We start from the raw sequence: 21,518 nt of genomic DNA, 5'->3' as shown, positions 1-21,518 counted from the left end.
TTTCCTCTTAAAGTTCCAGTTCGTGTTGCAGCAGGCTGGCGATAGCGTCGGCAGAAGCGGCGTTAACCAGAGCGCTGCGGAATTCTTCATGCATAATACGGCGGGCCAGGCGCGAGAAGATGCGCATATGCTGGTCTCCGGCGGCATGTTTGTTCAGCGTCAGCATAATGATGAACTGCGCCTCGTCATCGCCCCAGGCTACCGGCGCGGGCAGGCGCGCGACGCTGATGGTCGACTGCTCAATATGTTCCGATTTGCTGTGCGGAATGGCGAAGCTGAAGCCCAGCCCGGTGGAGAAGACCGCTTCTCGTGCCCACAGGTCGGCTTCCAGCTTACGCGGATAGCGGCAGCGCCCGGCGAGCAGCAGGTTGTCGGTCATCCCTTTGATGACCTCCTCTTTGCTGCGCCAGTCGTTATCGAGCGAAATACAGCGTGGGGTAATCAGCGGCGCATCCTGCTGGCTCATACGGAACTGGGCAAGCAGATGCTCCACTTCCAGCGAGGTGCGGCAGGCCATCGCCTGGTTGAGCAACTGGCGGCAGGCGCGGCTGTCGAGCTGCGCCAGACGCGCTTTAGTCGCCGGAATCGACGGGGCGCTCATGCTGATTTCATCCATTCCCAGCCCAACCAGCAGCGGCAGTACCGAGCCTTTAGCGCCCAGCTCGCCGCACAGACCAATCCATTTCCCCTGACGGTGCACCGCCTGCACGGCGAAGTCCAGGGCGCGCAGGAAGGCTGGATTCAAACTGTTGTAGTGGCGAGTCACTTTGGCGTTATCGCGATCGACTGCCAGCAGGTACTGGGTCAGGTCGTTACTGCCAATGCTGAAGAAGTCTATCTCTTCGCAGCACTGGTCGATGATGAACATCACCGACGGCACTTCCAGCATGATGCCCAGCGGAATGCGCTCATCGAACGGCACGTGTTCGCTGCGCAGCTGCTGTTTGGCTTCGGCCACCTTCTCTTTGACCCACAAAATCTCTTCCATGGAGGAGATCATCGGGATCATGATTTTCAGGCTGCCGTGGGCGGAGGCGCGCAGGATGGCGCGCAGCTGGGTGGTGAACAGCGCGGAATACTCTTCATAAATACGCACCGCGCGGTAGCCGAGGAACGGGTTGTTCTCTGCCGGAATATTGAGGTAATCCACCGGCTTATCGCCGCCGATATCCATGGTGCGGATAATAATGCTACGCCCTTCGGCAGACTCCAGCGCCTGGCAGAAAATGTTGTACAGCTCGCTCTCGCTCGGCTCGCTGGCCCTGTCCATATAGAGCATTTCCGTGCGGAACAGGCCGACGGCCTCCGCGCCGTTGCCGAAGGCGGCCTGTGCTTCAACGGAGTGGGCAATGTTGGCGGCAACCTCAAGGCGAATGCCATCGGCAGTGCGCGCTTCTTTATGCAGCCATACGCTTTGCTGTTCGCGAATGGCGGCCTGTACACGTGCTTCCTGCTGGTAATAGCGGGTGATGGCCTCTGTTGGGGCGACAATCACCGCACCCGCGTTGCCGTCGAGGTAAACCGGCTGGTTCTGCCACGGCGTTAGTGCATCAATCTCCACGCCCACAAGGGTTGGAATGTTAAAGGAGCGAGCGAGGATCACCGTATGCGAGGTGGTACCGCCGCTTTGCAGCAGCAGGCCCTTGAGCAGGGTTTTGTCCAGTTCGAGGAACTGGCTTGGGGTCAATTCTTCCGCCACGCAGATGGACGGCTGAGTAAGCTGGCCCGGTGCCGGGAAGCGGTCTTCACCATAAATATGCTGCAGCAGCTGGAAGCCGACGTCGCGCACGTCCAGCGCACGCTCTTGTAAATAGCTGCTGCTGGAACGGGCAAATTCGGCACAGAAGTGGTTGGCGCTCTCAACGACGGCCTGCGCGCAGCTCAGGCCGTTATTTACGCCCGCCAGTAAATGCTGGCGTAACGAGGTATCGGTGGCCAGCGAGCGGTGCGCTTCGAGGATAGCGCTGGCGGTGCTGTCGTTGTCTAACAACCGCAGTTCCAGTGTTCTGACCAGCCGTGTCAGGCCGCTATCCAGCGCAGCTTGTTCCTGTTCCGCATTTTTCGCGGGCGGAAGTTCGCCGAGATTATTGAGATCCAGCGCGGCCAGACGAGTGAGCACACCGCCCGCGCTGCCGTTACAGACCGGCAGTGCGCGGAACAGCGTTGGGTTGAGGCGAGTCAGGGATTCCGGCAGCGCTTCCTGCTCTACGTTGGCAACCTGCGCCAACGGCGCGTCGCACAGCGGGAATTCCTCTTTCAGCCAGGCAGAGAGACGTTGATGCGCGTTCTGCTCATCTGCACCGTTCAGCAGCAGGCGGCAGCTATCGCCTGACAGCGTGTCGGTGCCGATAATTGCCAGCGCGCTTTTGGCGTTGCCTTTGCGATCCGTACGCAGGTTATGCCATTCAATATCGCAGCTAAACGTGTTGCACAGCGTCTCAACGTGGCTGGCCGGGCGAGCATGCACGCCGTTCGGTAATTCGCAGACAAATTCAACAACCAACGCCATAACCTTATCTCCCAAATCATTCGATATGGGTAACAGAATAGGGGGCTTGTGAAGGGGCATGCTATCTGACATTTATGTCAAAAACTGGATAAATGTATGGTCTGCTGGAAAATGCGAGCAACCTCACAGGTTCCATGTCATGCGTATTAAGGCCGTTCATGCGCTAACTTTTGAGGTCGCTCGCATTTTTCTTTTGATAATACAAAAATCCAGTAAATGCACTTTTTATCCACTGTCTGTCCCGCCGCCAATTGCCTATTGTTTGCCACAACACCCTAATAGACATGGGCCGAAGAAGCCCAGGAGCGACTGATGAAAGAATTGGTGCAAATACTCAAAAACACCCGTCAGCATTTGATGACTGGCGTGTCGCACATGATCCCGTTTGTGGTTGCGGGCGGTATTTTACTGGCCGTCTCCGTCATGCTGTACGGCAAAGGGGCCGTACCTGATGTTGCAACCGACCCTAACCTGAAAAAGCTATTTGATATCGGCGTCGCGGGCCTGACGCTGATGGTGCCTTTCCTCGCTGCCTACATCGGCTACTCCATTGCTGAACGTTCTGCGCTGGCGCCTTGCGCCATCGGCGCGTGGGTCGGTAACAGTTTTGGCGCGGGCTTCTTCGGCGCGCTGATTGCCGGGATTATCGGCGGTATCGTGGTCTACTACCTGAAGAAGATCCCGGTGCACAAAGTGTTGCGCTCGGTGATGCCTATCTTCGTCATTCCTATCGTCGGCACCTTTATTACCGCAGGCATCATGATGTGGGGGCTGGGTGAGCCGGTAGGTCTGCTGACCTCCAGCCTGACGCAGTGGCTGCAAGGGATGCAGGCTGGCAGCATCGTGGTGCTGGCGGTGATTATGGGCCTGATGCTGGCGTTCGATATGGGCGGCCCGGTCAACAAAGTGGCCTATGCGTTCATGCTGATCTGCGTCTCTCAGGGCGTCTATACCGTCGTCGCCATTGCCGCTGTCGGCATCTGCGTGCCACCGCTGGGCCTGGGGCTGGCAACGCTGATTAATCGTAAAAACTTCAATAACGAAGAGCGTGAAGCGGGCAAAGCCGCGCTGGTCATGGGCTGCGTCGGCGTTACCGAAGGGGCGATTCCGTTCGCCGCCGCTGACCCGCTGCGTGTGATCCCTTCCATCATGCTGGGCTCCGTCTGCGGCACGGTGACCGCCGCGCTGATGGGTGCACAGTGCTACGCCGGGTGGGGCGGCTTGATTGTCCTGCCGGTGGTTGAAGGCAAGCTGGGCTATCTGCTGGCGATTGTGGTCGGTGCGGTGGTCACGGCGGTGAGCGTCAACGTCCTGAAGAGCCTGGCGCGTAAGAACAAGAAAGCGGTTGTCGAAAAAGAGGACGACCTGGATTTAGATTTCGAAATTAACTAATTGAGAAGGTAGAAGATTATGACCAGTATTATTGCGGTAACGGCTTGTCCTTCCGGCGTAGCACACACCTACATGGCAGCGGAAGCGCTGGAGAGTGCGGCGAAATCAAAAGGCTGGAACGTGAAGGTAGAAACGCAGGGGTCTATTGGTCAGGAAAATGAGCTGACGGCGAGCGATGTAGCGGCAGCGGACATGGTGATTCTGACCAAAGACATTGGCATCAAGGCGGAAGAACGTTTTGCCGGGAAAACCATTGTGCGGGTTAATATTAGCGATGCGGTTAAACGTGCCGACGCTATTATGAATAAGATCGAGGCACACTTAGCGCAGAGCGCCTAAGTTTTATCCCGATACAATAGAAACTTAGCCACTGGCGGGTGCGAAAGAATTTTTGCGCCCGCCAGCGTTTGTTTTCTGCAAGGAGGAGACGATGACGGTAACGAGCGGAAGAGTGCTGGTAGCGGTAACGGCCTGCGTCAGTGGGGTGGCCCACACCTACATGGCGGCGGAACGTCTGGAAAAACTCTGTCAGCAGGAAAAGTGGACCATAAAGATTGAAACGCAGGGGGCGCTTGGCATTGAAAATGCGCTGACGGAAGACGACATCCGCCGGGCCGATGCGGTGCTGCTGATTACCGATATCGAGCTCAACGGCGCAGACCGTTTTACCCAGAGCCGCTGCGTGCAGTCTGGGATTAGCGCCTTTTTACGCGAGCCGCAAAAGGTCATGGCCGCGGTGCGTAAGCTGCTTTCCGCGCCGCAGCACACGCACATTATTCTGTCGTAGTCAGCTGACTGTGGTACTGACGGCGGTACTCTGACGGCGAACGGTCAGTATTCTTACGGAACAGACGGCAGAAGTAGTTGCTGTCGACAAACCCACAGGCGTGGGCAATCTCTTTGACTTTCAGGTCATAGCCCTTTAACAGCCGTCTGGCGTGCTCCAGTCGGGTATGGTTAAGGTATTCGTTAAATCCCATTACTCCGCTTTTCTGGAACAGGTGCGAAAGATAGTTGGGGGAGATGTAGAACGCCTGCGCCACCGATTCGCGGGTCAACGGCTCGGCAAAGTGGCTATCGATATGCTCACGAATGGCGTCGAACAGCGCCTGGCTGCGCGAAGCGGTCTGAATCTGGCTGCTGAGCAGGTCGGCGCAGTGGCTGATCAGGCTGGTGGCAATCAGCCGGGCGGTTTGCTGCTCCAGCGGCTGCATCTGAATTTCACCCATGGTTTGCAGCAGGAAAGAGCCGACGCGCGGGCCTCGGCGAGCGACGTGCTGCTTCGCCATGTTCTTCAACTGCTGCCCATCCCACTGCTGCACGCTAAACCCCAGCTGTTGCTTGCCAAACAGAATGCTCAGCGTGGTGACCGGACTCTGCCACTGCGGGAAATTCCAGCCGCCAGCGGGAACGTAGAGCGCATCGAGCGTCAACATGGGTTCACCCAGCGCGGCATCGGTGAGCTGCCCTTCAAGCAGGATCTCCAGCCGCGGAAAGTCGACCTGAAACGCCATCTCCGGCACCGGCGCGTGATTCCCGGCAAACCAGATTTTTTGCAGCGGCGTGGCGCCTGAGGCGATGTGGGAAAGCAGCGGGTTGATATCGAAAAGCATGGGGCTCCCTGTCGTGGTGAACAACGCAGAAACCTTAACCGAGGGGATAAAAAAAGGCCACAAAGAATGTGGCCTTTTGGCGTGCAGATCGCCCGGATAACGCCGGGGCTGCACCGTGCATATTCCCGGCGTCGCTTCGCTCGGCCGGGCTACATGGGGGAGAGATTAACCGGTGTTACGCATACCGGCAGCAACGCCCGCGATGGTGACCATCAGCGCCTGCTCAACGTTATGGTTCGGCTCCAGACCTTCTTCTTCCGCTTTACGTGAACGGTGCAGCAGTTCGGCCTGCAGAACGTTCAGCGGGTCAGTGTAGACGTTACGCAGCTGGATAGATTCGGCAATCCACGGCAGGTCGGCCATCAGGTGCGCATCGTTGGCGATATCCAGCACCACTTTGATGTCGGCTTCCAGCTGCTCGCGCAGCTCGGTGCCCAGACCCCACAGCTCTTTTTTCACCAGACGCTGGTCGTAGTATTCCGCCAGCCACAGGTCAGCCTTCGAGTAGACCATCTCCAGCATGCCCAAGCGGGTAGAGAAGAACGGCCAGTCGCGACACATGGCTTCCAGCTTGCTCTGCTTACCGTCTTCAACCACTTTTTGCAGCGCCGCGCCAGCGCCCAGCCAGGCTGGCAGCATCAGGCGGTTCTGCGTCCAGGCGAAGATCCATGGAATCGCACGCAGTGACTCAACGCCGCCGGTGGCGCGACGTTTTGCCGGGCGTGAACCCAATGGCAGTTTGCCCAGTTCCTGCTCCGGTGTGGCGGAGCGGAAGTACGGCACGAAATCTTTGTTTTCACGCACGTAGCCGCGGTACATCTCGCAGGAGATATCCGACAGTTCGTCCATGATGCCGCGCCACTCTTCTTTTGGCTCCGGCGGTGGCAGCAGGTTCGCTTCCAGAATGGCGCTGGTGTACAGCGACAGGCTGCTGACGGTGATTTCCGGCAGACCGTATTTGAAGCGGATCATCTCGCCCTGTTCGGTCACGCGCAGGCCGCCTTTCAGGCTGCCCGGAGGCTGAGAGAGCAGCGCAGCGTGCGCCGGGGCGCCGCCGCGGCCGATAGAGCCACCGCGACCGTGGAACAGCGTCAGCTCGATGCCCGCTTTCTCACAGGTTTTGATTAACGCATCCTGTGCCTGGTACTGCGCCCAGGATGCCGCCATTACGCCCGCATCTTTTGCGGAGTCGGAATAGCCAATCATGACCATCTGCTTGCCCTGAATAAAGCCGCGATACCAGTCGATGCTCAGCAGCTGAGTCATGACGTCGTCGGCGTTGTTCAGGTCGTCGAGGGTTTCGAACAGTGGCGCCACTGGCAGCGCGAAGGTAATGCCCGCTTCTTTCAGCAGCAGGTGAACGGCCAGCACGTCGGACGGCGTTTTCGCCATGGAGATTACGTAGGCGGCGACCGAGCCGATAGGCGCATCGACAATCGCTTTACAGGTATTGAGGACTTCGCGGGTTTCGTTGCTTGGTTCCCAGCTACGCGGGAGAAGCGGACGTTTGGAATTCAGTTCGCGGATCAGGAAGGCCTGCTTGTCGGCTTCAGACCAGCTTTCGTAGTCGCCGATGCCCAGATAGCGGGTCAGTTCGCCCAGCGCTTCGGTATGACGGGTGCTTTCCTGACGCACGTCGATACGCACCAGCGGCACGCCAAAACACTTCACGCGGCGCAGGGTGTCGAGCAGTTCGCCGTTGGCGATAATGCCCATCCCGCAGGCCTGCAGTGATTTATAGCAGGCGTACAGCGGTTCCCACAGCTGTTCGTTCTGGCTGATCAGGCCCGCCGGTTTCGGCAGACGTTCACCTTTCAGGCGCGCTTCCAGCCACGCCTGGGTCGCCAGCAGACGGGTACGCAGGTTTTTCATCAGGAAACGGTACGGCTCGGTAGCACCCGCTTCGCCAACCAGTTCGCGCAGTTCGTCGGTGCACTCAACCATCGACAGTTCGGAAATCAGAATCTGAATATCTTTCAGGAACAGGTCGGTGGCTTTCCAGCGGCTGAGCAGCAGGACGTGGCGGGTGATTTCCGCGGTGACGTTCGGGTTGCCGTCGCGGTCGCCGCCCATCCAGGAGGTGAAGCGTACCGGCACGAAATCAACCGGCAGCTGGTAGCCGAGGTTCTCTTCCAGCTGTTCGTTCAGCTCGCGCAGGTAGTTTGGTACGCCTTCCCACAGGCTGTTTTCCACAACCGCAAAGCCCCATTTGGCTTCATCAACCGGGCTTGGGCGGTGTTTACGGATTTCGTCGGTGTGCCAGGACTGGGCAATCAGCTGACGCAGACGGCGCATCACCTGGTTGCGTTCGTAGTCGGCGATATCGGTATTATCGAGCTGCTTTAAGCAGTTGTTGATCTCGCCCATTTTGTGAATCAGCGTACGACGCGTGATTTCAGTTGGGTGCGCGGTGAGCACCAGCTCCAGCGACAGGGATTCAACGGCTTTTTTTATCGTGGTTTCGTCGAGATTAGGTTGGTCTTTGAGTTTACGCAGGGTACGAGCAATCACTTCCGGGTTGCTTGCCGCTTCGCCTTTTGGCGAAATGCTGTGGTACTGCTCGGCGGTGTTAGCCAGATTCAGGAACTGACTGAACGCGCGGGCGACCGGCAGCAGTTCATCGTTGGACAGGTTCTGCAGCGTGGTGAGCAGCTCCTGGCGATTGGCTTCGTTGCCCGCACGAGAAGATTTGGACAACTTACGGATCGTTTCTACACGGTCAAGAATGTTCTCACCAAGCGCATCCTTGATGGTATCGCCTAGCACTTTACCGAGCATACTGACATTACTACGCAACGCGGAATATTGTTCGTTCATTAACCCAGACACCCCATCTCATTTTATTTTGTTATATCCCAACCCCTGGAACGTAAGGGCGAGATAAAGACACCTCTTTTATAAAGCCACGTAAAAACCCGTACGTCAATTGCTGCGAAATCGCTTCAGCAAACGAATAAATCGCGACAATTTATGAAAGTTAATTCGTATCGTGCCAGATAAGAAATGCTTATGAAAATGTGAAGGAGATCGCGGGAACGGGGGAGCGGAAAGGTGCCGGATGGCGCTGCGCTTATCCGGCCTACTGACAGGATAGGCCCGGCAAGCATTAAGCCACCGGGCAAAATTCATTAGTGCCAGCAGAAGTGATGCACGACCTGGGTAATTAACTCGCGCGTCGGCTTAATAAAGCGCGTTTCCAGGTATTCGTCCGGCTGGTGCGCCTGGTTAATCGAGCCTGGGCCGAGAACGATGGTCGGGCACAGGGTCTGGATAAACGGCGCTTCGGTGCAGTAGTTCACCACTTCGGTCTTGGTACCGAGCAGTTTTTCCAGCACCTGAACCAACTGGTGATCCGGCGGGCATTCGTAGCCTGGAATCGGCGGATGCAGCTCGCTAATGGTCAGGCGGCCCGGCCACTGCGTGCTGACTGGCTCAAGGGCTTCATCGAGCAGGCCGTTCAGATCGTTCAAGGTCATTCCCGGCAGCGGACGGATGTCCATGTGCAGCTCGCAGCAGGCGCAGATGCGGTTGGAAGCATCGCCGCCGTGGAGGCTACCGAGGTTGAGCGTTGGATACGGTACGGTAAACGCGTCGTAGTGATAGCGTTCTTTCAGCGAGTCGCGTAACTGCATCACGCGGCCAATCGCGTCGTGCATGATCTCAATGGCATTGACGCCGCGCGCCGGGTCGCTGGAGTGGCCAGACTGGCCCATCACGCGGATGGCGTTCGACATATGACCTTTGTGCGCGCGCACTGGCTGCAGTGAAGTTGGTTCACCGATGATGGCGCAGTCCGGGCGCAGTTCGGTGGATTCGGAGAAGTAGCGAGCCCCCGCCATGCTGGTCTCTTCATCGGCGGTGGCCAGGATATAGAGCGGCTTTTTCAGCGTCGTCACGTCAACATCACGCAGCGCATCCAGAATAAAGGCGAAGAAGCCTTTCATGTCGGCGGTACCCAGACCGTAGAGCTTGTTGTCATGCTCGGTGAGGGTAAACGGATCGCGGGTCCAGCGCCCGTCGTCGAACGGCACGGTATCAGTATGACCGGCCAGCAGTAGGCCGCCCGCGCCGTGTCCGGTGCTGGCCAGCAGGTTGAATTTATTGCGCGTGCCGGGAACCGGCTGCACCTCAACGTTGAAGCCTAACGAGGCAAACCAGTCAGCAAGCAGAGTGATTAAAGACGCATTGCTCTGATCGAGCGCTTCTTCGGTTGCGCTGATGGAAGGAGTGCCGATCAACGCACGGTAAATCTCGATAAATGGGGGTAAATTGTTTTTCATTGTTGACACACCTCGGGTCATGATAGTATCAATATTCATGCAGTATTTGTGAATAAAAATACATTATCATTAGGCGTAAGAAAACCCACCAACGGTAGGGTGAATAGAAAACGCTTAATCAGGCAAACAGACATAAGAAGGTGAGCAGCCCCGATGTTGAATACGCTGATTGTGGGCGCGAGCGGTTACGCTGGCGCAGAGCTTGTGACCTATGTAAATCGCCATCCTCATATGAACATAACCGCTTTGACGGTCTCAGCGCAAAGCAATGATGCAGGAAAGTTAATCTCCGATTTGCATCCACAGCTGAAAGGGATTGTCGATCTGCCGCTGCAGCCGATGTCCGACATCAGCGAATTCAGCGCCGGTGTTGATGTGGTGTTCCTGGCGACCGCCCACGAAGTGAGTCACGATCTGGCCCCGCAGTTCCTTGCGGCAGGCTGCGTGGTGTTCGACCTTTCCGGTGCGTTCCGCGTCAACGACGGCGCCTTCTATGAAAAATACTACGGCTTTACCCATCAGCATCCTGAGCTGCTGGCGCAGGCGGTGTACGGCCTGGCCGAGTGGAGCGCCGAGGCGCTGAAAGAGGCGAACCTGATTGCGGTGCCGGGCTGTTACCCGACGGCGGCGCAGCTTTCTCTGAAACCCCTGATTGATGCCGATCTCCTGGATCTCAACCAGTGGCCAGTGATCAACGCCACTTCCGGCGTGAGCGGTGCCGGGCGCAAAGCCGCTATCTCTAATAGCTTCTGCGAAGTCAGTCTACAGCCGTACGGCGTGTTCACTCATCGCCATCAGCCGGAAATCGCCAGCCACCTTGGCGCAGAGGTGATTTTCACCCCGCATCTGGGCAACTTCCCGCGCGGTATTCTGGAGACGATTACCTGTCGTCTGAAGCCGGGTGTGACCCACGCGCAGGTGGCAGAAACCTTACAACAGGCCTACGGTGACAAGCCGATGGTACGTTTATACGAGAAGGGCGTTCCGGCACTGAAAAATGTGGTCGGCCTGCCGTTCTGCGATATCGGTTTTGCCGTGCAGGGCGAGCACCTGATCGTCGTGGCGACCGAAGACAACCTATTGAAAGGCGCTGCCGCACAGGCCGTGCAGTGCGCCAATATCCGTTTCGGCTTCGCTGAGACGCAGTCTCTTATTTAAGGTGTGACGACGATGAATCCATTAATTATCAAACTGGGCGGCGTGTTACTGGATAGCGAAGAGGCGCTGGAGCGTCTGTTTACCGCACTGGTGAACTACCGCGAGTCGCATCAGCGCCCGCTGGTGATTGTCCACGGCGGTGGCTGCGTAGTGGATGAGCTGATGAAACAGCTCAATCTGCCGGTGAAAAAGAAAAATGGTCTGCGCGTCACGCCTGCCGATCAAATCGACATTATTACCGGCGCGCTGGCGGGTACAGCCAACAAAACGCTGCTGGCATGGGCGAAGAAGCATGATATCGCCTCCGTTGGCCTGTTCCTCGGCGACGGCGACAGCGTGCAGGTGAGCAAACTGGATGAAGAGTTGGGCCACGTGGGTCTGGCGCAGCCGGGTTCGCCTAAACTGATTAATCTGCTGCTGGAAGGTGGTTTCCTGCCGGTGGTGAGCTCTATCGGCGTGACCGCCGAAGGGCAACTGATGAACGTCAACGCTGACCAGGCGGCAACCGCGCTGGCGGCTACGCTTGGCGCAGACCTGATTCTGCTCTCCGACGTGAGCGGCATTCTCGACGGTAAAGGCCAGCGTATCGCGGAAATGACCGCAGCGAAGGCGGAACAGTTGATCGAGCAGGGCATTATTACCGACGGGATGATTGTGAAGGTGAACGCGGCGCTTGATGCGGCACGTACCCTGGGTCGCCCGGTGGATATCGCCTCATGGCGTCACGCGGAGCAACTGCCGGCGCTGTTTAACGGCACACCGATTGGCACGCGTATTCTGGCTTAAGTGATTTTCCCCTCACCCTAGCCCTCTCCCTCAGGGAGAGGGCCGGGGTGAGGGTTGTTTTCAGGCCGGAGACTACCCGGCAAAAATAAACGAATTTAAGGAAGCATGTTATGGCACTTTGGGGCGGGCGTTTTACTCAGGCAGCGGATCAGCGGTTCAAACAGTTCAATGACTCTTTACGCTTTGACTATCGCCTGGCGGAGCAGGATATCGTTGGCTCTGTTGCCTGGTCCAAAGCGTTGGTGACGGTCGGCGTTCTGACGGCGGAAGAGCAATCTCAACTGGAAGCCGCGCTGGGCGTGCTGCTGGAAGAAGTGCGGGCAAACCCGCAGCAGATTCTGCAAAGCGATGCCGAAGATATCCATAGCTGGGTAGAAGGCAAGCTTATCGACAAAGTGGGCCAGCTGGGTAAAAAGCTGCACACCGGCCGTAGCCGTAACGACCAGGTCGCGACCGACCTCAAGCTGTGGTGCAAAGATACCGTTGCTGAACTTCTGACGGCCATCCGCCAGCTGCAAAGCGCGCTGGTCGACACCGCGCAGGCCAACCAGGATGCGGTGATGCCGGGCTATACGCACCTGCAACGTGCGCAGCCGGTGACCTTTGCGCACTGGTGCCTGGCCTACGTTGAGATGCTGGCGCGTGACGAAAGCCGCCTGCAGGATACCCTCAAGCGTCTGGACGTGAGCCCGCTGGGCTGCGGCGCGCTGGCGGGTACCGCTTATGAAATCGATCGTGAACAGCTGGCGGGCTGGCTGGGCTTTGCGTCCGCCACCCGTAACAGCCTGGACAGCGTTTCTGACCGCGACCACGTGCTGGAACTGCTGTCTGATGCGTCCATCGGCATGGTGCACCTGTCGCGCTTTGCTGAAGATCTGATCTTCTTTAATACCGGTGAAGCGGGCTTTGTTGAGCTGTCTGACCGCGTGACCTCAGGTTCCTCCCTGATGCCGCAGAAGAAAAACCCGGATGCGCTCGAGCTTATCCGCGGTAAGTGTGGCCGCGTACAGGGTGCGCTGACCGGCATGATGATGACCTTAAAAGGCCTGCCGCTGGCCTATAACAAAGATATGCAGGAAGACAAAGAGGGCGTATTCGACGCGCTCGATACCTGGATGGACTGCTTGCATATGGCGGCGCTGGTGCTGGACGGTATTCAGGTGAAGCGTCCACGTTGCCAGGAAGCGGCGCAGCAGGGCTATGCGAATGCCACCGAGCTGGCGGATTATCTGGTGGCGAAAGGCGTTCCGTTCCGTGAAGCGCACCATATCGTGGGCGAAGCGGTGGTCGAGGCCATTGCTCAGGGCAAACCGCTGGAGGATCTGGCGCTGGCTGACCTGCAAAAATTCAGCGCGGTGATTGGCGACGATGTTTACCCAATTCTGTCGCTGCAATCCTGCCTTGATAAGCGTGCAGCAAAAGGCGGCGTGTCGCCGAAGCAGGTAGCGCAGGCGATTAGCGACGCGAAGGTGCGCTTGGGTTAATTCTCTGCGGGCTGATGCCCTCACCCCAACCCCTCTCCCACAGGGCGAGGGGAGCATGTAGCCCGGCCGAGCGCAGCGACGCCGGGTTTTTTACGGCCAAAAAAAAGCGGGCACGGGGCCCGCAAACGTTCATGTTGGCTTTATTTGTCGAGTTTGAGAGAAACTCCGAATCAGTGTGACGACTTCAAGGGTTAAACAAGGGTCACCTGTTTCTGTGGTGTATTATTGAACAGAACGCTTGATAGGGATAATCATTCATTGCTATTCTATCTATCGCCATGAACTATCGTGGCGATGGAGGATGAATAATGAATATTCGTGATCTTGAATACCTGGTGGCGTTAGCTGAACACCGGCACTTCCGCCGGGCGGCAGATTCCTGCCATGTCAGCCAACCAACCCTGAGCGGGCAGATTCGTAAGCTGGAAGATGAACTGGGCGTCATGCTGCTGGAGCGTACCAGCCGCAAAGTGCTGTTCACCCAGGCGGGGCTGCTGCTGGTGGATCAGGCGCGTACCGTGTTACGCGAGGTCAAAGTGCTGAAGGAGATGGCAAGCCAGCAGGGGGAGACAATGTCCGGCCCGTTGCATATCGGCCTGATCCCAACCGTTGGCCCGTATCTGCTGCCTCATATTATTCCCATGCTGCACCAGACCTTCCCGAAGCTCGAAATGTACCTGCATGAAGCGCAAACCCATCAACTGCTGGCGCAGCTCGACAGCGGTAAGCTGGACTGTGCGATTCTGGCGCTGGTGAAAGAGAGTGAAGCCTTTATTGAGGTGCCGCTGTTCGACGAGCCGATGATGCTGGCGATCTATGCCGATCACCCGTGGGCGGAGCGCGATCGCGTGCCGATGTCGGATCTGGCCGGTGAGAAGTTGCTGATGCTGGAAGACGGGCACTGCCTGCGCGACCAGGCGATGGGCTTCTGCTTTGAGGCGGGTGCGGATGAAGATACGCATTTCCGCGCAACCAGCCTGGAAACGCTGCGCAATATGGTGGCGGCGGGAAGCGGGATTACGCTGCTGCCTGCACTCGCCGTGCCGCAGGAACGCAAACGCGATGGCGTGGTGTACCTGCCGTGCATTAAGCCAGAACCACGCCGCACCGTTGGCCTGGTCTATCGCCCGGGATCGCCTCTACGTGGCCGCTATGAGCAGCTGGCAGAGGCCGTCCGCGAAACGATGGACGGCCATTTTGACAGCGCGTTAAAACAGGCGGTTTAAGCCGTTTAGCGCCGCTACCCGATAGGCTTCCGCCATGGTTGGGTAGTTAAAGGTGGTGTTGACGAAGTACTCAATGGTGTTACCACCACCTTTCTGCTCCATAATCGCCTGGCCGATATGAATAATTTCGGCCGCGCGCTCGCCAAAGCAGTGAATACCGAGGATCTCCTTGGTCTCCCGATGGAACAGGATCTTCAGGCTTCCCACGCTCATACCGACTATTTGCGCTCGGGCCAGGTGTTTAAACTGTGCACGACCTACCTCATACGGCACTTTCATCGCGGTCAGTTGCTGTTCGGTTTTGCCGACGGAGCTGATTTCCGGAATGGTATAGATACCGGTCGGGATGTCTTCAATCAGATGTGCGCTGGCTTCACCTTTCATTAACGCCTGCGCGGCAATGCGGCCTTGATCATAGGCCGCTGAAGCCAGGCTCGGATAACCGATAACGTCACCGACGGCATAGACGTGCGGCAGCGCGGTCTGGTACATGCTGTTCACTTTCAGCTGTCCGCGGCCATCGGCCTGTAGCCCGATGTTTTCCAGCGACAGCGAATCGGTGTTGCCGGTACGACCGTTGGCGAACAGCAGGCAGTCCGCTTTGAGCTTCTTGCCGGACTTCAGATGCATGATCACGCCGTCGTCCACGCCTTCAATTTTCTCGTACTCTTCGTTGTGGCGAATGACGACGCCGCTATTCCAGAAGTGGTAAGAGAGCGAATCTGACATTTCCTGGTCAAGGAAGGCCAGCAGACGGTCGCGGGTGTTGATCAGATCAACCTTAACCTCCATTCCACGGAAGATAGACGCATATTCGCAGCCGATAACCCCTGCGCCGTAGATAATCACGTGGCGCGGTTCGTGGTGCAGGCTGAGAATCGAGTCGCTGTCGTAAATGCGGGGGTGGGTAAAGTCGACGTCGGCTGGGCGATACGGGCGTGAGCCGCAGGCAATCACGAACTTATCGGCGGTGAACGTTTCGACAGAACCGTCCGGACACTCCAGCGCGATGGTGTGCTCATCGACGAAGCGGGCGTCACCCTGCAACATTTCACAGTGATTACGCTCATAAAAGCCCTGACGCATGTGAGTTTGCTGATTGATTACGCTATCGGCATGATTCAGGATGTCGGCAAATGAGGAGCGGAGAAGTCGGCTGTGGTCGCTGTAGAGAGGGTTCTGGTTGAATTCGATAATACGGCTAACGGCGTGGCGAAGGGCTTTAGACGGGATGGTACCCCAGTGGGTACAGCCGCCGCCGACGTTATGATAACGCTCAATAACGGCGACACGGGCTCCTTGCTTCACCAGACCCATAGCAGCACCTTCGCCGCCGGGGCCGGAACCAATTACTATTGCATCATAATCGTAGGAATGTGGCATGGTAAGGCTTACCTGTTCTTATACATAAAAGCAACAGAATCATAACATCATCGAAGTAATAACCCAATTATCGTTGGGCTTTTTTCATACGAAATAGCATAAATAGCATGTAAACAATCATTAACAAAGCTGCGTAAGTCGATTCGTTTTAATCTCTGGTATAGTGCCAGCACGGCTTGTGGAAGGATTCAGTCATCGTGATGGGTGTTAGAGCGCAACAAAAAGAAAAAACCCGGCGTTCGCTGGTGGAAGCGGCATTTAGTCAATTAAGTGCCGAACGTAGCTTTGCCAGCCTGAGCCTGCGCGAAGTGGCGCGCGAGGCAGGGATTGCGCCAACCTCCTTTTATCGTCATTTCCGCGATGTGGATGAGCTTGGGTTGACCATGGTCGATGAGAGCGGCCTGATGCTGCGTCAGTTGATGCGCCAGGCGCGCCAGCGTATCGCCAAAGGCGGCAGCGTTATCCGCACCTCCGTCTCAACCTTTATGGAATTTATCGGCAATAACCCGAACGCCTTCCGCCTGCTGCTGCGCGAACGTTCTGGCACCTCTGCGGCATTTCGTGCCGCGGTCGCCCGCGAAATTCAGCATTTTATCGCGGAACTTGCCGACTATCTGGAAATCGAAAACCATATGCCTCGTGCGTTCACGGAAGCGCAGGCTGAGGCGATGGTGACTATTGTATTTAGCGCGGGTGCAGAGGCTCTGGATGTAAGCCCTGAGCAGCGCCGTCAGCTGGAAGAGCGGCTGGTGCTGCAGTTACGGATGATCTCCAAGGGCGCATACTACTGGTATCGCCGTGAACAAGAGAAGATGACACATCAGTCCGAATAAGGTGGTAGACGAGCAATGAAACAGTCAGGTCAAGATAAAGGTACGCTGCTGCTGGCGCTGTTGGCTGGCTTATCGATTAACGGGACGTTTGCGGCACTGTTCAGCTCCATCGTGCCTTTCTCTATATTCCCTATTATTGCGCTGGTGCTGACGGTGTACTGCCTGCATCAACGTTACCAGAATCGTACGATGCCGGTCGGGTTACCGGGCCTGGCGGCCGCCTGCTTTATTCTTGGCGTGCTGTTGTACAGTACCGTGGTGCGCGCGGAGTACCCGGATATCGGTTCTAACTTCTTCCCGGCGGTACTCTCGGTAGCGATGGTCTTCTGGATTGGCGTGAAGTTGCGGAGCCGCAAGCAGGAACAGCAATAAGTTGTAGGCCGGATGAACCGGCCTACTTTCAGTCTTACTTCTTCGTTAACAGCACACCGCATTCCATATGATGGGTATACGGGAACTGATCGAACAGCGCCAGGCGTGTCACATTGTGCGTCTGGCTTAACGTTTCCAGGTTCTGACACAGCGTCTCTGGGTTACAGGAGATGTACAGAATGTTCGGATACGCCTGCACCATCTTCTCGGTTTCGCTGTCCAGCCCGCTGCGCGGCGGATCGACGAAAATCGTCTCACATTGATAGCTTTTCAGGTCAATGCCCTGCAGACGGTTAAATTCCCGCACGCCGTTCATCGCCTGAGTAAACTCTTCTGCCGCCATGCGGATGATCTGCACGTTGTCTATCTGGTTAGCGGCGATGTTGTACTGTGCGGCAGCCACGGACGGTTTGGCAATTTCAGTCGCCAGAACGCGGTCAAAGTTGCGCGCCAGCGCCAGCGAGAAGTTACCGTTACCGCAGTACAGCTCCAGCAGGTCGCCGTGTGAATTCTGCGTAGCGTCCAGCGCCCACTCCAGCATCTGAATGTTCATGGCGGCGTTCGGCTGGGTAAAGCTGTTTTCCACCTGACGGTAGATCATCTCTTTGCCTGCAACCGGCAGGCGTTCATCAATGTAGTCCTGGTCCAGCTCAATTTTGGTTTTGGTCGCACGACCAATCAGGTGCACGTTCAGACCCTGTGCGCGCAGCGCGTCACGCAGCGCTTCGGCCTGCTCACGCCATTCGTCATCGAGCTTTTTATGGTACAGCAGCGAGACGACAGCTTGATTGCTCAGCGTCGTGAGGTAATCAATCTGGAACAGCTTGTGGCGCAGCGCGCGGTTATCACGCACGGCATCAAGCACGGCGGTCATCAGCGTGTTGATAAGCTGGCTTGCCGCAGGGAAGGCGTCTACGCGGATGCGGTTCTTGGTCTGCTGGTCGAACATGATGTGGTACAGGTCATCACCGTCGTGCCAGATGCGGAATTCTGCGCGCATCCGGTAGTGGCTGACCGGCGAGCGAAACACCTCCGGCGCAGGTGCGCTAAACGGCGTCATCATCGTTTGCAGGCGAGTGACTTTCTCGGCGAGCTGAGCGTCGTACTGTTCGGTTGGGAGATGTTCGGGGGTCATGAGGCATCCTGAATAATAAAAGTACGCGGGGATTGTAGGGCTTGTTCAGGGGATGTCCAGCGCCGATGACGGTGAAAATCATAAATAGCAGTCTGGACATCCATATGTAACTAAATGTAGCATCCTTGTACCGGTCCTGTGAGTTAAAAGGGAACCCAGTGTAAATCTGGGGCTGACGCGCAGCGGTAAGGAAGGTAAGAGATGAGTGCATTCAATGCAGACACTGCGGCGTGCCGTGGGAAGTCATCGCCTCTTTATATAACCTCCAAGCCCGAAGACCTGCCGGATAACGTCGCATGGGGTTTTATCGTCGCGAGCAACGGATAAAACCTGCGGCATCCCTTTTCTATTTGGATGCTTTTAAAAATGATCAAAAAAGCTTCGCTGATGACGGCGTTATCCGTCACGGCATTTTCCGGCTGGGCGCAAGACAGCAATTCCGACTCGATGGTTATCACTGCAAATCGTTTTCAGCAACCCGTTGATACTGTATTGGCACCAATGGATGTGGTGACCCGTGATGATATAAATCGTTGGCAGGCAAAGAATCTGAATGACGTGATGCGCCGTCTGCCCGGCGTTGATATCGCGCAATATGGCGGTATGGGCCAATCCTCTTCGCTTTTTATTCGCGGCACGGAAACTCGTCAGGTACTAGTGCTGATTGACGGTATCCCAATGAGCCGTCCCGGTATTTCTAATACTCCAGACCTGAATCAGATCCCTCTCTCATTAGTACAACGAGTGGAATATATCCGTGGCCCGCGTTCGGCTATTTATGGTTCCGGTGCGATGGGGGGCGTGATTAACATCATTACGCATTCTGATACCGATGAGTCAAAAATTGATGCCGGGATGGGGTCGAAGGGATATCAGAAGTATGACGGCACACTGCGTCAGCGCTTTGGTGATACGGTAGCGACGGTTGCGGGTTCGTATGAGAGTACAAAGGGCTTTAACGTGCAACCCGGCTCAAGCTGGGATCATGATAGCGATCGCGATGGTTTCCGCAATAAGACATTCTGGGGTAGCCTGGAGCATAAGTTTAACGACAATTTGTCCGGCTTTTTCCGTGGGCATAGCTATACCAACAACGTTGATTACGATCTGGGAAGCCCTCCGAAATATAAAGACTACAGTGCGGATGAAGAACAACTTTATAACCAATCCTGGGATACGGGACTGAAATTCAACTCGGGGATTTACTCGTCTCAGTTGATTGCCAGCTACCAGAAGGTAAAGGATTACAACTACAGCAGTATCTATGGTCGATACAGCGATGGTACGACGCTGGACAACATGACGCAGCGCAATCTGCAGTGGGGTAATAATGTTCAGGTTGGCCAGGGCTCCATCAGTGCGGGCGTTGATTGGCAGCAGCAGCGTTTGACCTCTTCCAGCACGAAACTCTCGGACAGCTATAACCGTGATAACACGGGACTCTATTTGGCAGGGCAACAACAGTTCGGTAGCGTCACGCTTGAGGCCTCGGGCCGAGAAGATCATGATGAACAGTTCGGTTGGCACGGCACCTGGCAGACTACCGCTGGTTGGGCGTTTGTTGAGAACTATCGGGCAACGCTTTCTTATGGCACTGGCTTCCTTGCGCCATCATTAGGCCAGCAGTTTGGTTCCACACGTTTTGACATCAAATCCAACCCGGATCTTAAACCGGAAGAGTCAAAGCAGTGGGAGGCTGGGTTAGAGGGGCTAACCGGACCGCTTGACTGGCGACTCTCGGCATACCATTACAAGATTGCTAACCTAATTACCTACTATACTGACCCTGTTACCTATGTGAGTGAATATGGCAACATCAACTCGGCGACCATTAAAGGCGTCGAGTGGACAGGGAACGTAGACACTGGAATCTTCAGCCACCGCGTGACCCTGCAGTATGTGGATCCGCGCAATGACGAAAATGGTGAAGTGCTTGCACGTCGTTCAAAGCGCCAGGCGAAGTATCAATTGGACTGGACGATGTTCAATGTCGATATGGATGTTTCATGGCAATATTATGGGAAGCGCTACGACAATAACACGTCCCAGTACAGCCCAACGCAGCAAGTTTTACCGAGCTACAGCACTGTTGACGTATCGGCTTCATATCCAATCACCTCACACCTGACAGTTCGTGGTAAAATAGCCAACCTGTTCGATAAAGATTACGAGACAGTTTATGGCTACGCAACTGCAGGGCGGGAATACACCTTGTCTGGCAGCTACACCTTCTGAACCACGTCCTACCGTACTGGTGTTTGACTCCGGTGTCGGTGGGCTGTCGGTCTATGATGAGATCCGGCATCTCTTGCCGGATCTCCATTACATCTACGCCTTCGATAACGTCGCGTTCCCCTATGGGGAGAAGAGCGAAGAGTTTATCGTTGAGCGCGTCGTTGAAATTGTCACTGCGGTACAGGCGCGTTACCCGCTTTCCCTGGCGGTGATTGCCTGTAACACGGCCAGTACGGTCTCTTTGCCCGCGCTGCGTGACAAGTTTGCCTTCCCGGTTGTGGGCGTTGTACCGGCTATCAAACCGGCAGCGCGTCTGTCGGCTAACCGTATTGTGGGCTTACTGGCAACGCGGGGTACGGTCAAACGTCCTTATACCCATGAGCTGATTGCTCGCTTTGCCAATGAATGCCGCATCGAGATGCTGGGTTCTGCCGAGCTGGTGGAACTGGCGGAAGCGAAGCTGCACGGTGAGCCGGTTCCTCTGGAAGAGCTGCGCCGTATTCTGCGTCCATGGCTGCGTATGCAGGAACCGCCGGATACCGTCGTGCTCGGCTGCACTCACTTCCCTCTATTACAGGATGAGTTGCTGCAGGTGCTTCCCGAAGGTACCCGATTAGTGGATTCCGGTGCGGCAATTGCGCGTCGTACTGCCTGGCTGCTGGAACATGAAGCGCCGGATGCGAAATCCAGCGATGCAAATCTGGCTTACTGCATGGCGTTGACGACAGAAACTGAGCAACTTTTACCCGTTTTACAGCGTTACGGCTTTGAAACGCTCGAAAAACTGCCTGTCTCAGCCTGATTTGAGCAAAAAAGAGACGGTTGAAAAGTTTTTTTAAAACAGGGCTTGTCAACGTCTCAGAACTCCCTATAATGCGCCTCCACTGACACGGAACAACGGCAAACAAGCCGCCGGGTCAGCGAGGTTCTCCTGAGAATCTCGAGAGACGAAAGCGAAAATAAATGCTTGACTCTCAAGCGGGAAAGCGTAATATGCACATCCCGCGCCGCTGACAAAAAGCGAAGCGGCACTGCTCTTTAACAATTTATCAGACAATCTGTGTGGGCACTCGAAGATACGGATTCTTAACGTCGCAAGACGATAAATGAAT

General features: G+C 56.2%; 18 protein-coding genes and 1 riboswitch. Of the genes, 11 read left to right on the top strand and 7 right to left on the bottom strand.

The features are described 5' to 3' along the window. Positions 1 to 7: 7 nt before the first annotated feature. Positions 8 to 2,509, bottom strand: coding sequence for a phosphoenolpyruvate--protein phosphotransferase (gene ptsP, locus HII27_RS15820; protein ID WP_185668797.1), 2,502 nt, complete (start codon positions 2,507 to 2,509; stop codon positions 8 to 10). Between the two features lie 312 nt (positions 2,510 to 2,821). Here ptsP and HII27_RS15815 point away from each other — a divergent pair, with 312 nt between their 5' ends. From HII27_RS15815 to HII27_RS15805, 3 genes are all read left to right on the top strand, one after another. Then, complete coding sequence (locus tag HII27_RS15815) at positions 2,822 to 3,901, top strand: PTS fructose transporter subunit EIIC (protein ID WP_185668796.1); 1,080 nt, start codon at positions 2,822 to 2,824, stop codon at positions 3,899 to 3,901. 18 nt (positions 3,902 to 3,919) lie between these two features. After that, entirely contained in the window at positions 3,920 to 4,240 is a 321-nt protein-coding gene (locus tag HII27_RS15810; protein ID WP_185668795.1) for a PTS fructose-like transporter subunit IIB, read from the top strand. A gap of 91 nt (positions 4,241 to 4,331) precedes the next feature. Beyond that, entirely contained in the window at positions 4,332 to 4,688 is a 357-nt protein-coding gene (locus tag HII27_RS15805; protein WP_185668794.1) for a PTS fructose-like transporter subunit IIB, read from the top strand. Here the strand turns inward: HII27_RS15805 and HII27_RS15800 are convergent. The 3 genes from HII27_RS15800 to argE all read right to left on the bottom strand — a co-directional run bounded on the left by HII27_RS15800 (position 4,675) and on the right by argE (position 9,794). Then, a complete protein-coding gene (locus HII27_RS15800; RefSeq protein ID WP_185668793.1) occupies positions 4,675 to 5,514 on the bottom strand; it encodes a helix-turn-helix transcriptional regulator in 840 nt (279 codons plus the stop codon). The genes HII27_RS15805 and HII27_RS15800 overlap by 14 nt on opposite strands. A gap of 165 nt (positions 5,515 to 5,679) precedes the next feature. Next, the gene (gene ppc, locus HII27_RS15795; protein WP_185668792.1) at positions 5,680 to 8,331 is read right to left on the bottom strand and encodes a phosphoenolpyruvate carboxylase; all 2,652 of its coding nucleotides are present in this window, start codon (positions 8,329 to 8,331) and stop codon (positions 5,680 to 5,682) included. Between the two features lie 311 nt (positions 8,332 to 8,642). Next, positions 8,643 to 9,794 (bottom strand): acetylornithine deacetylase, encoded by a 1,152-nt coding sequence (gene argE / locus HII27_RS15790; protein WP_185668791.1) that lies wholly within the window; start codon positions 9,792 to 9,794, stop codon positions 8,643 to 8,645. A 153-nt stretch (positions 9,795 to 9,947) separates the two neighbouring features. Here argE and argC point away from each other — a divergent pair, with 153 nt between their 5' ends. From argC to oxyR, 4 genes are all read left to right on the top strand, one after another. Next, positions 9,948 to 10,952: an N-acetyl-gamma-glutamyl-phosphate reductase gene (argC, locus tag HII27_RS15785; protein ID WP_185668790.1), complete on the top strand. Its 1,005-nt coding sequence runs from the start codon at positions 9,948 to 9,950 to the stop codon at positions 10,950 to 10,952. A 12-nt stretch (positions 10,953 to 10,964) separates the two neighbouring features. Beyond that, positions 10,965 to 11,738 carry an acetylglutamate kinase gene (argB, locus tag HII27_RS15780; RefSeq protein ID WP_185668789.1) on the top strand — a complete coding sequence of 258 codons (774 nt, stop codon included), beginning with the start codon at positions 10,965 to 10,967 and terminating at the stop codon, positions 11,736 to 11,738. Between the two features lie 110 nt (positions 11,739 to 11,848). After that, complete coding sequence (argH, locus tag HII27_RS15775) at positions 11,849 to 13,222, top strand: argininosuccinate lyase (protein ID WP_185668788.1); 1,374 nt, start codon at positions 11,849 to 11,851, stop codon at positions 13,220 to 13,222. A gap of 308 nt (positions 13,223 to 13,530) precedes the next feature. After that, positions 13,531 to 14,448, top strand: a complete 918-nt coding sequence (gene oxyR, locus HII27_RS15770) for a DNA-binding transcriptional regulator OxyR (protein ID WP_185668787.1) — start codon at positions 13,531 to 13,533, stop codon at positions 14,446 to 14,448. On the opposite strand, the gene sthA is transcribed toward oxyR, so the two are convergent. Next, positions 14,431 to 15,831 (bottom strand): Si-specific NAD(P)(+) transhydrogenase, encoded by a 1,401-nt coding sequence (gene sthA, locus HII27_RS15765; RefSeq protein WP_185668786.1) that lies wholly within the window; start codon positions 15,829 to 15,831, stop codon positions 14,431 to 14,433. The genes oxyR and sthA overlap by 18 nt on opposite strands. A gap of 197 nt (positions 15,832 to 16,028) precedes the next feature. Here sthA and fabR point away from each other — a divergent pair, with 197 nt between their 5' ends. Both fabR and HII27_RS15755 read left to right on the top strand, forming a co-directional pair. After that, positions 16,029 to 16,664, top strand: a complete 636-nt coding sequence (gene fabR, locus HII27_RS15760; RefSeq protein ID WP_185668785.1) for an HTH-type transcriptional repressor FabR — start codon at positions 16,029 to 16,031, stop codon at positions 16,662 to 16,664. 15 nt (positions 16,665 to 16,679) lie between these two features. Next, positions 16,680 to 17,036 carry a YijD family membrane protein gene (locus HII27_RS15755; protein ID WP_185668784.1) on the top strand — a complete coding sequence of 119 codons (357 nt, stop codon included), beginning with the start codon at positions 16,680 to 16,682 and terminating at the stop codon, positions 17,034 to 17,036. Positions 17,037 to 17,070: 34 nt separating this feature from the next. Here the strand turns inward: HII27_RS15755 and trmA are convergent, their stop codons facing one another. After that, entirely contained in the window at positions 17,071 to 18,171 is a 1,101-nt protein-coding gene (gene trmA, locus HII27_RS15750) for a tRNA (uridine(54)-C5)-methyltransferase TrmA (protein ID WP_185668783.1), read from the bottom strand. A 114-nt stretch (positions 18,172 to 18,285) separates the two neighbouring features. Beyond that, positions 18,286 to 18,472, top strand: a riboswitch (cobalamin riboswitch). Positions 18,473 to 18,537: 65 nt separating this feature from the next. On the opposite strand from trmA, the gene btuB reads away from it, so the two are divergent. Together btuB and murI are read left to right on the top strand one after the other, a co-directional pair. Continuing rightward, the gene (gene btuB / locus HII27_RS15745; protein ID WP_185668782.1) at positions 18,538 to 20,406 is read left to right on the top strand and encodes a TonB-dependent vitamin B12 receptor BtuB; all 1,869 of its coding nucleotides are present in this window, start codon (positions 18,538 to 18,540) and stop codon (positions 20,404 to 20,406) included. Continuing rightward, positions 20,351 to 21,208, top strand: a complete 858-nt coding sequence (murI, locus tag HII27_RS15740) for a glutamate racemase (RefSeq protein WP_185668781.1) — start codon at positions 20,351 to 20,353, stop codon at positions 21,206 to 21,208. The genes btuB and murI overlap by 56 nt, the downstream gene beginning before the upstream one ends. 66 nt (positions 21,209 to 21,274) lie before the next feature. On the opposite strand, the gene HII27_RS27180 is transcribed toward murI, so the two are convergent. Next, the coding region (locus HII27_RS27180; RefSeq protein WP_223883238.1) for a hypothetical protein at positions 21,275 to 21,518 on the bottom strand (244 nt) is incomplete at its 5' end.

Origin of the sequence: Kluyvera sichuanensis (genome assembly GCF_014218705.1) — a bacterium.
In the GTDB taxonomy this organism is placed as follows: domain Bacteria; phylum Pseudomonadota; class Gammaproteobacteria; order Enterobacterales; family Enterobacteriaceae; genus Kluyvera; species Kluyvera sichuanensis.
The sequence above is the reverse complement of the archived record's forward strand: the minus strand, read 5'-3'. Positions and strand labels throughout refer to the sequence as shown.

What these genes read in the sequence shown, in the direction of transcription:
- HII27_RS15805 (WP_185668794.1), top strand. Translation starts at nt 4,332, where the DNA reads ATGACGGTAACGAGCGGAAGAGTGCTGGTAGCGGTAACGGCCTGCGTC.
- trmA (WP_185668783.1), bottom strand. Translation starts at nt 18,171, where the DNA reads ATGACCCCCGAACATCTCCCAACCGAACAGTACGACGCTCAGCTCGCC.
- argC (WP_185668790.1), top strand. Translation starts at nt 9,948, where the DNA reads ATGTTGAATACGCTGATTGTGGGCGCGAGCGGTTACGCTGGCGCAGAG.
- murI (WP_185668781.1), top strand. Translation starts at nt 20,351, where the DNA reads ATGGCTACGCAACTGCAGGGCGGGAATACACCTTGTCTGGCAGCTACA.
- HII27_RS15755 (WP_185668784.1), top strand. Translation starts at nt 16,680, where the DNA reads ATGAAACAGTCAGGTCAAGATAAAGGTACGCTGCTGCTGGCGCTGTTG.
- oxyR (WP_185668787.1), top strand. Translation starts at nt 13,531, where the DNA reads ATGAATATTCGTGATCTTGAATACCTGGTGGCGTTAGCTGAACACCGG.
- HII27_RS15815 (WP_185668796.1), top strand. Translation starts at nt 2,822, where the DNA reads ATGAAAGAATTGGTGCAAATACTCAAAAACACCCGTCAGCATTTGATG.
- btuB (WP_185668782.1), top strand. Translation starts at nt 18,538, where the DNA reads ATGATCAAAAAAGCTTCGCTGATGACGGCGTTATCCGTCACGGCATTT.
- HII27_RS15810 (WP_185668795.1), top strand. Translation starts at nt 3,920, where the DNA reads ATGACCAGTATTATTGCGGTAACGGCTTGTCCTTCCGGCGTAGCACAC.
- sthA (WP_185668786.1), bottom strand. Translation starts at nt 15,831, where the DNA reads ATGCCACATTCCTACGATTATGATGCAATAGTAATTGGTTCCGGCCCC.
- argH (WP_185668788.1), top strand. Translation starts at nt 11,849, where the DNA reads ATGGCACTTTGGGGCGGGCGTTTTACTCAGGCAGCGGATCAGCGGTTC.
- ppc (WP_185668792.1), bottom strand. Translation starts at nt 8,331, where the DNA reads ATGAACGAACAATATTCCGCGTTGCGTAGTAATGTCAGTATGCTCGGT.
- ptsP (WP_185668797.1), bottom strand. Translation starts at nt 2,509, where the DNA reads ATGGCGTTGGTTGTTGAATTTGTCTGCGAATTACCGAACGGCGTGCAT.
- argE (WP_185668791.1), bottom strand. Translation starts at nt 9,794, where the DNA reads ATGAAAAACAATTTACCCCCATTTATCGAGATTTACCGTGCGTTGATC.
- argB (WP_185668789.1), top strand. Translation starts at nt 10,965, where the DNA reads ATGAATCCATTAATTATCAAACTGGGCGGCGTGTTACTGGATAGCGAA.
- HII27_RS15800 (WP_185668793.1), bottom strand. Translation starts at nt 5,514, where the DNA reads ATGCTTTTCGATATCAACCCGCTGCTTTCCCACATCGCCTCAGGCGCC.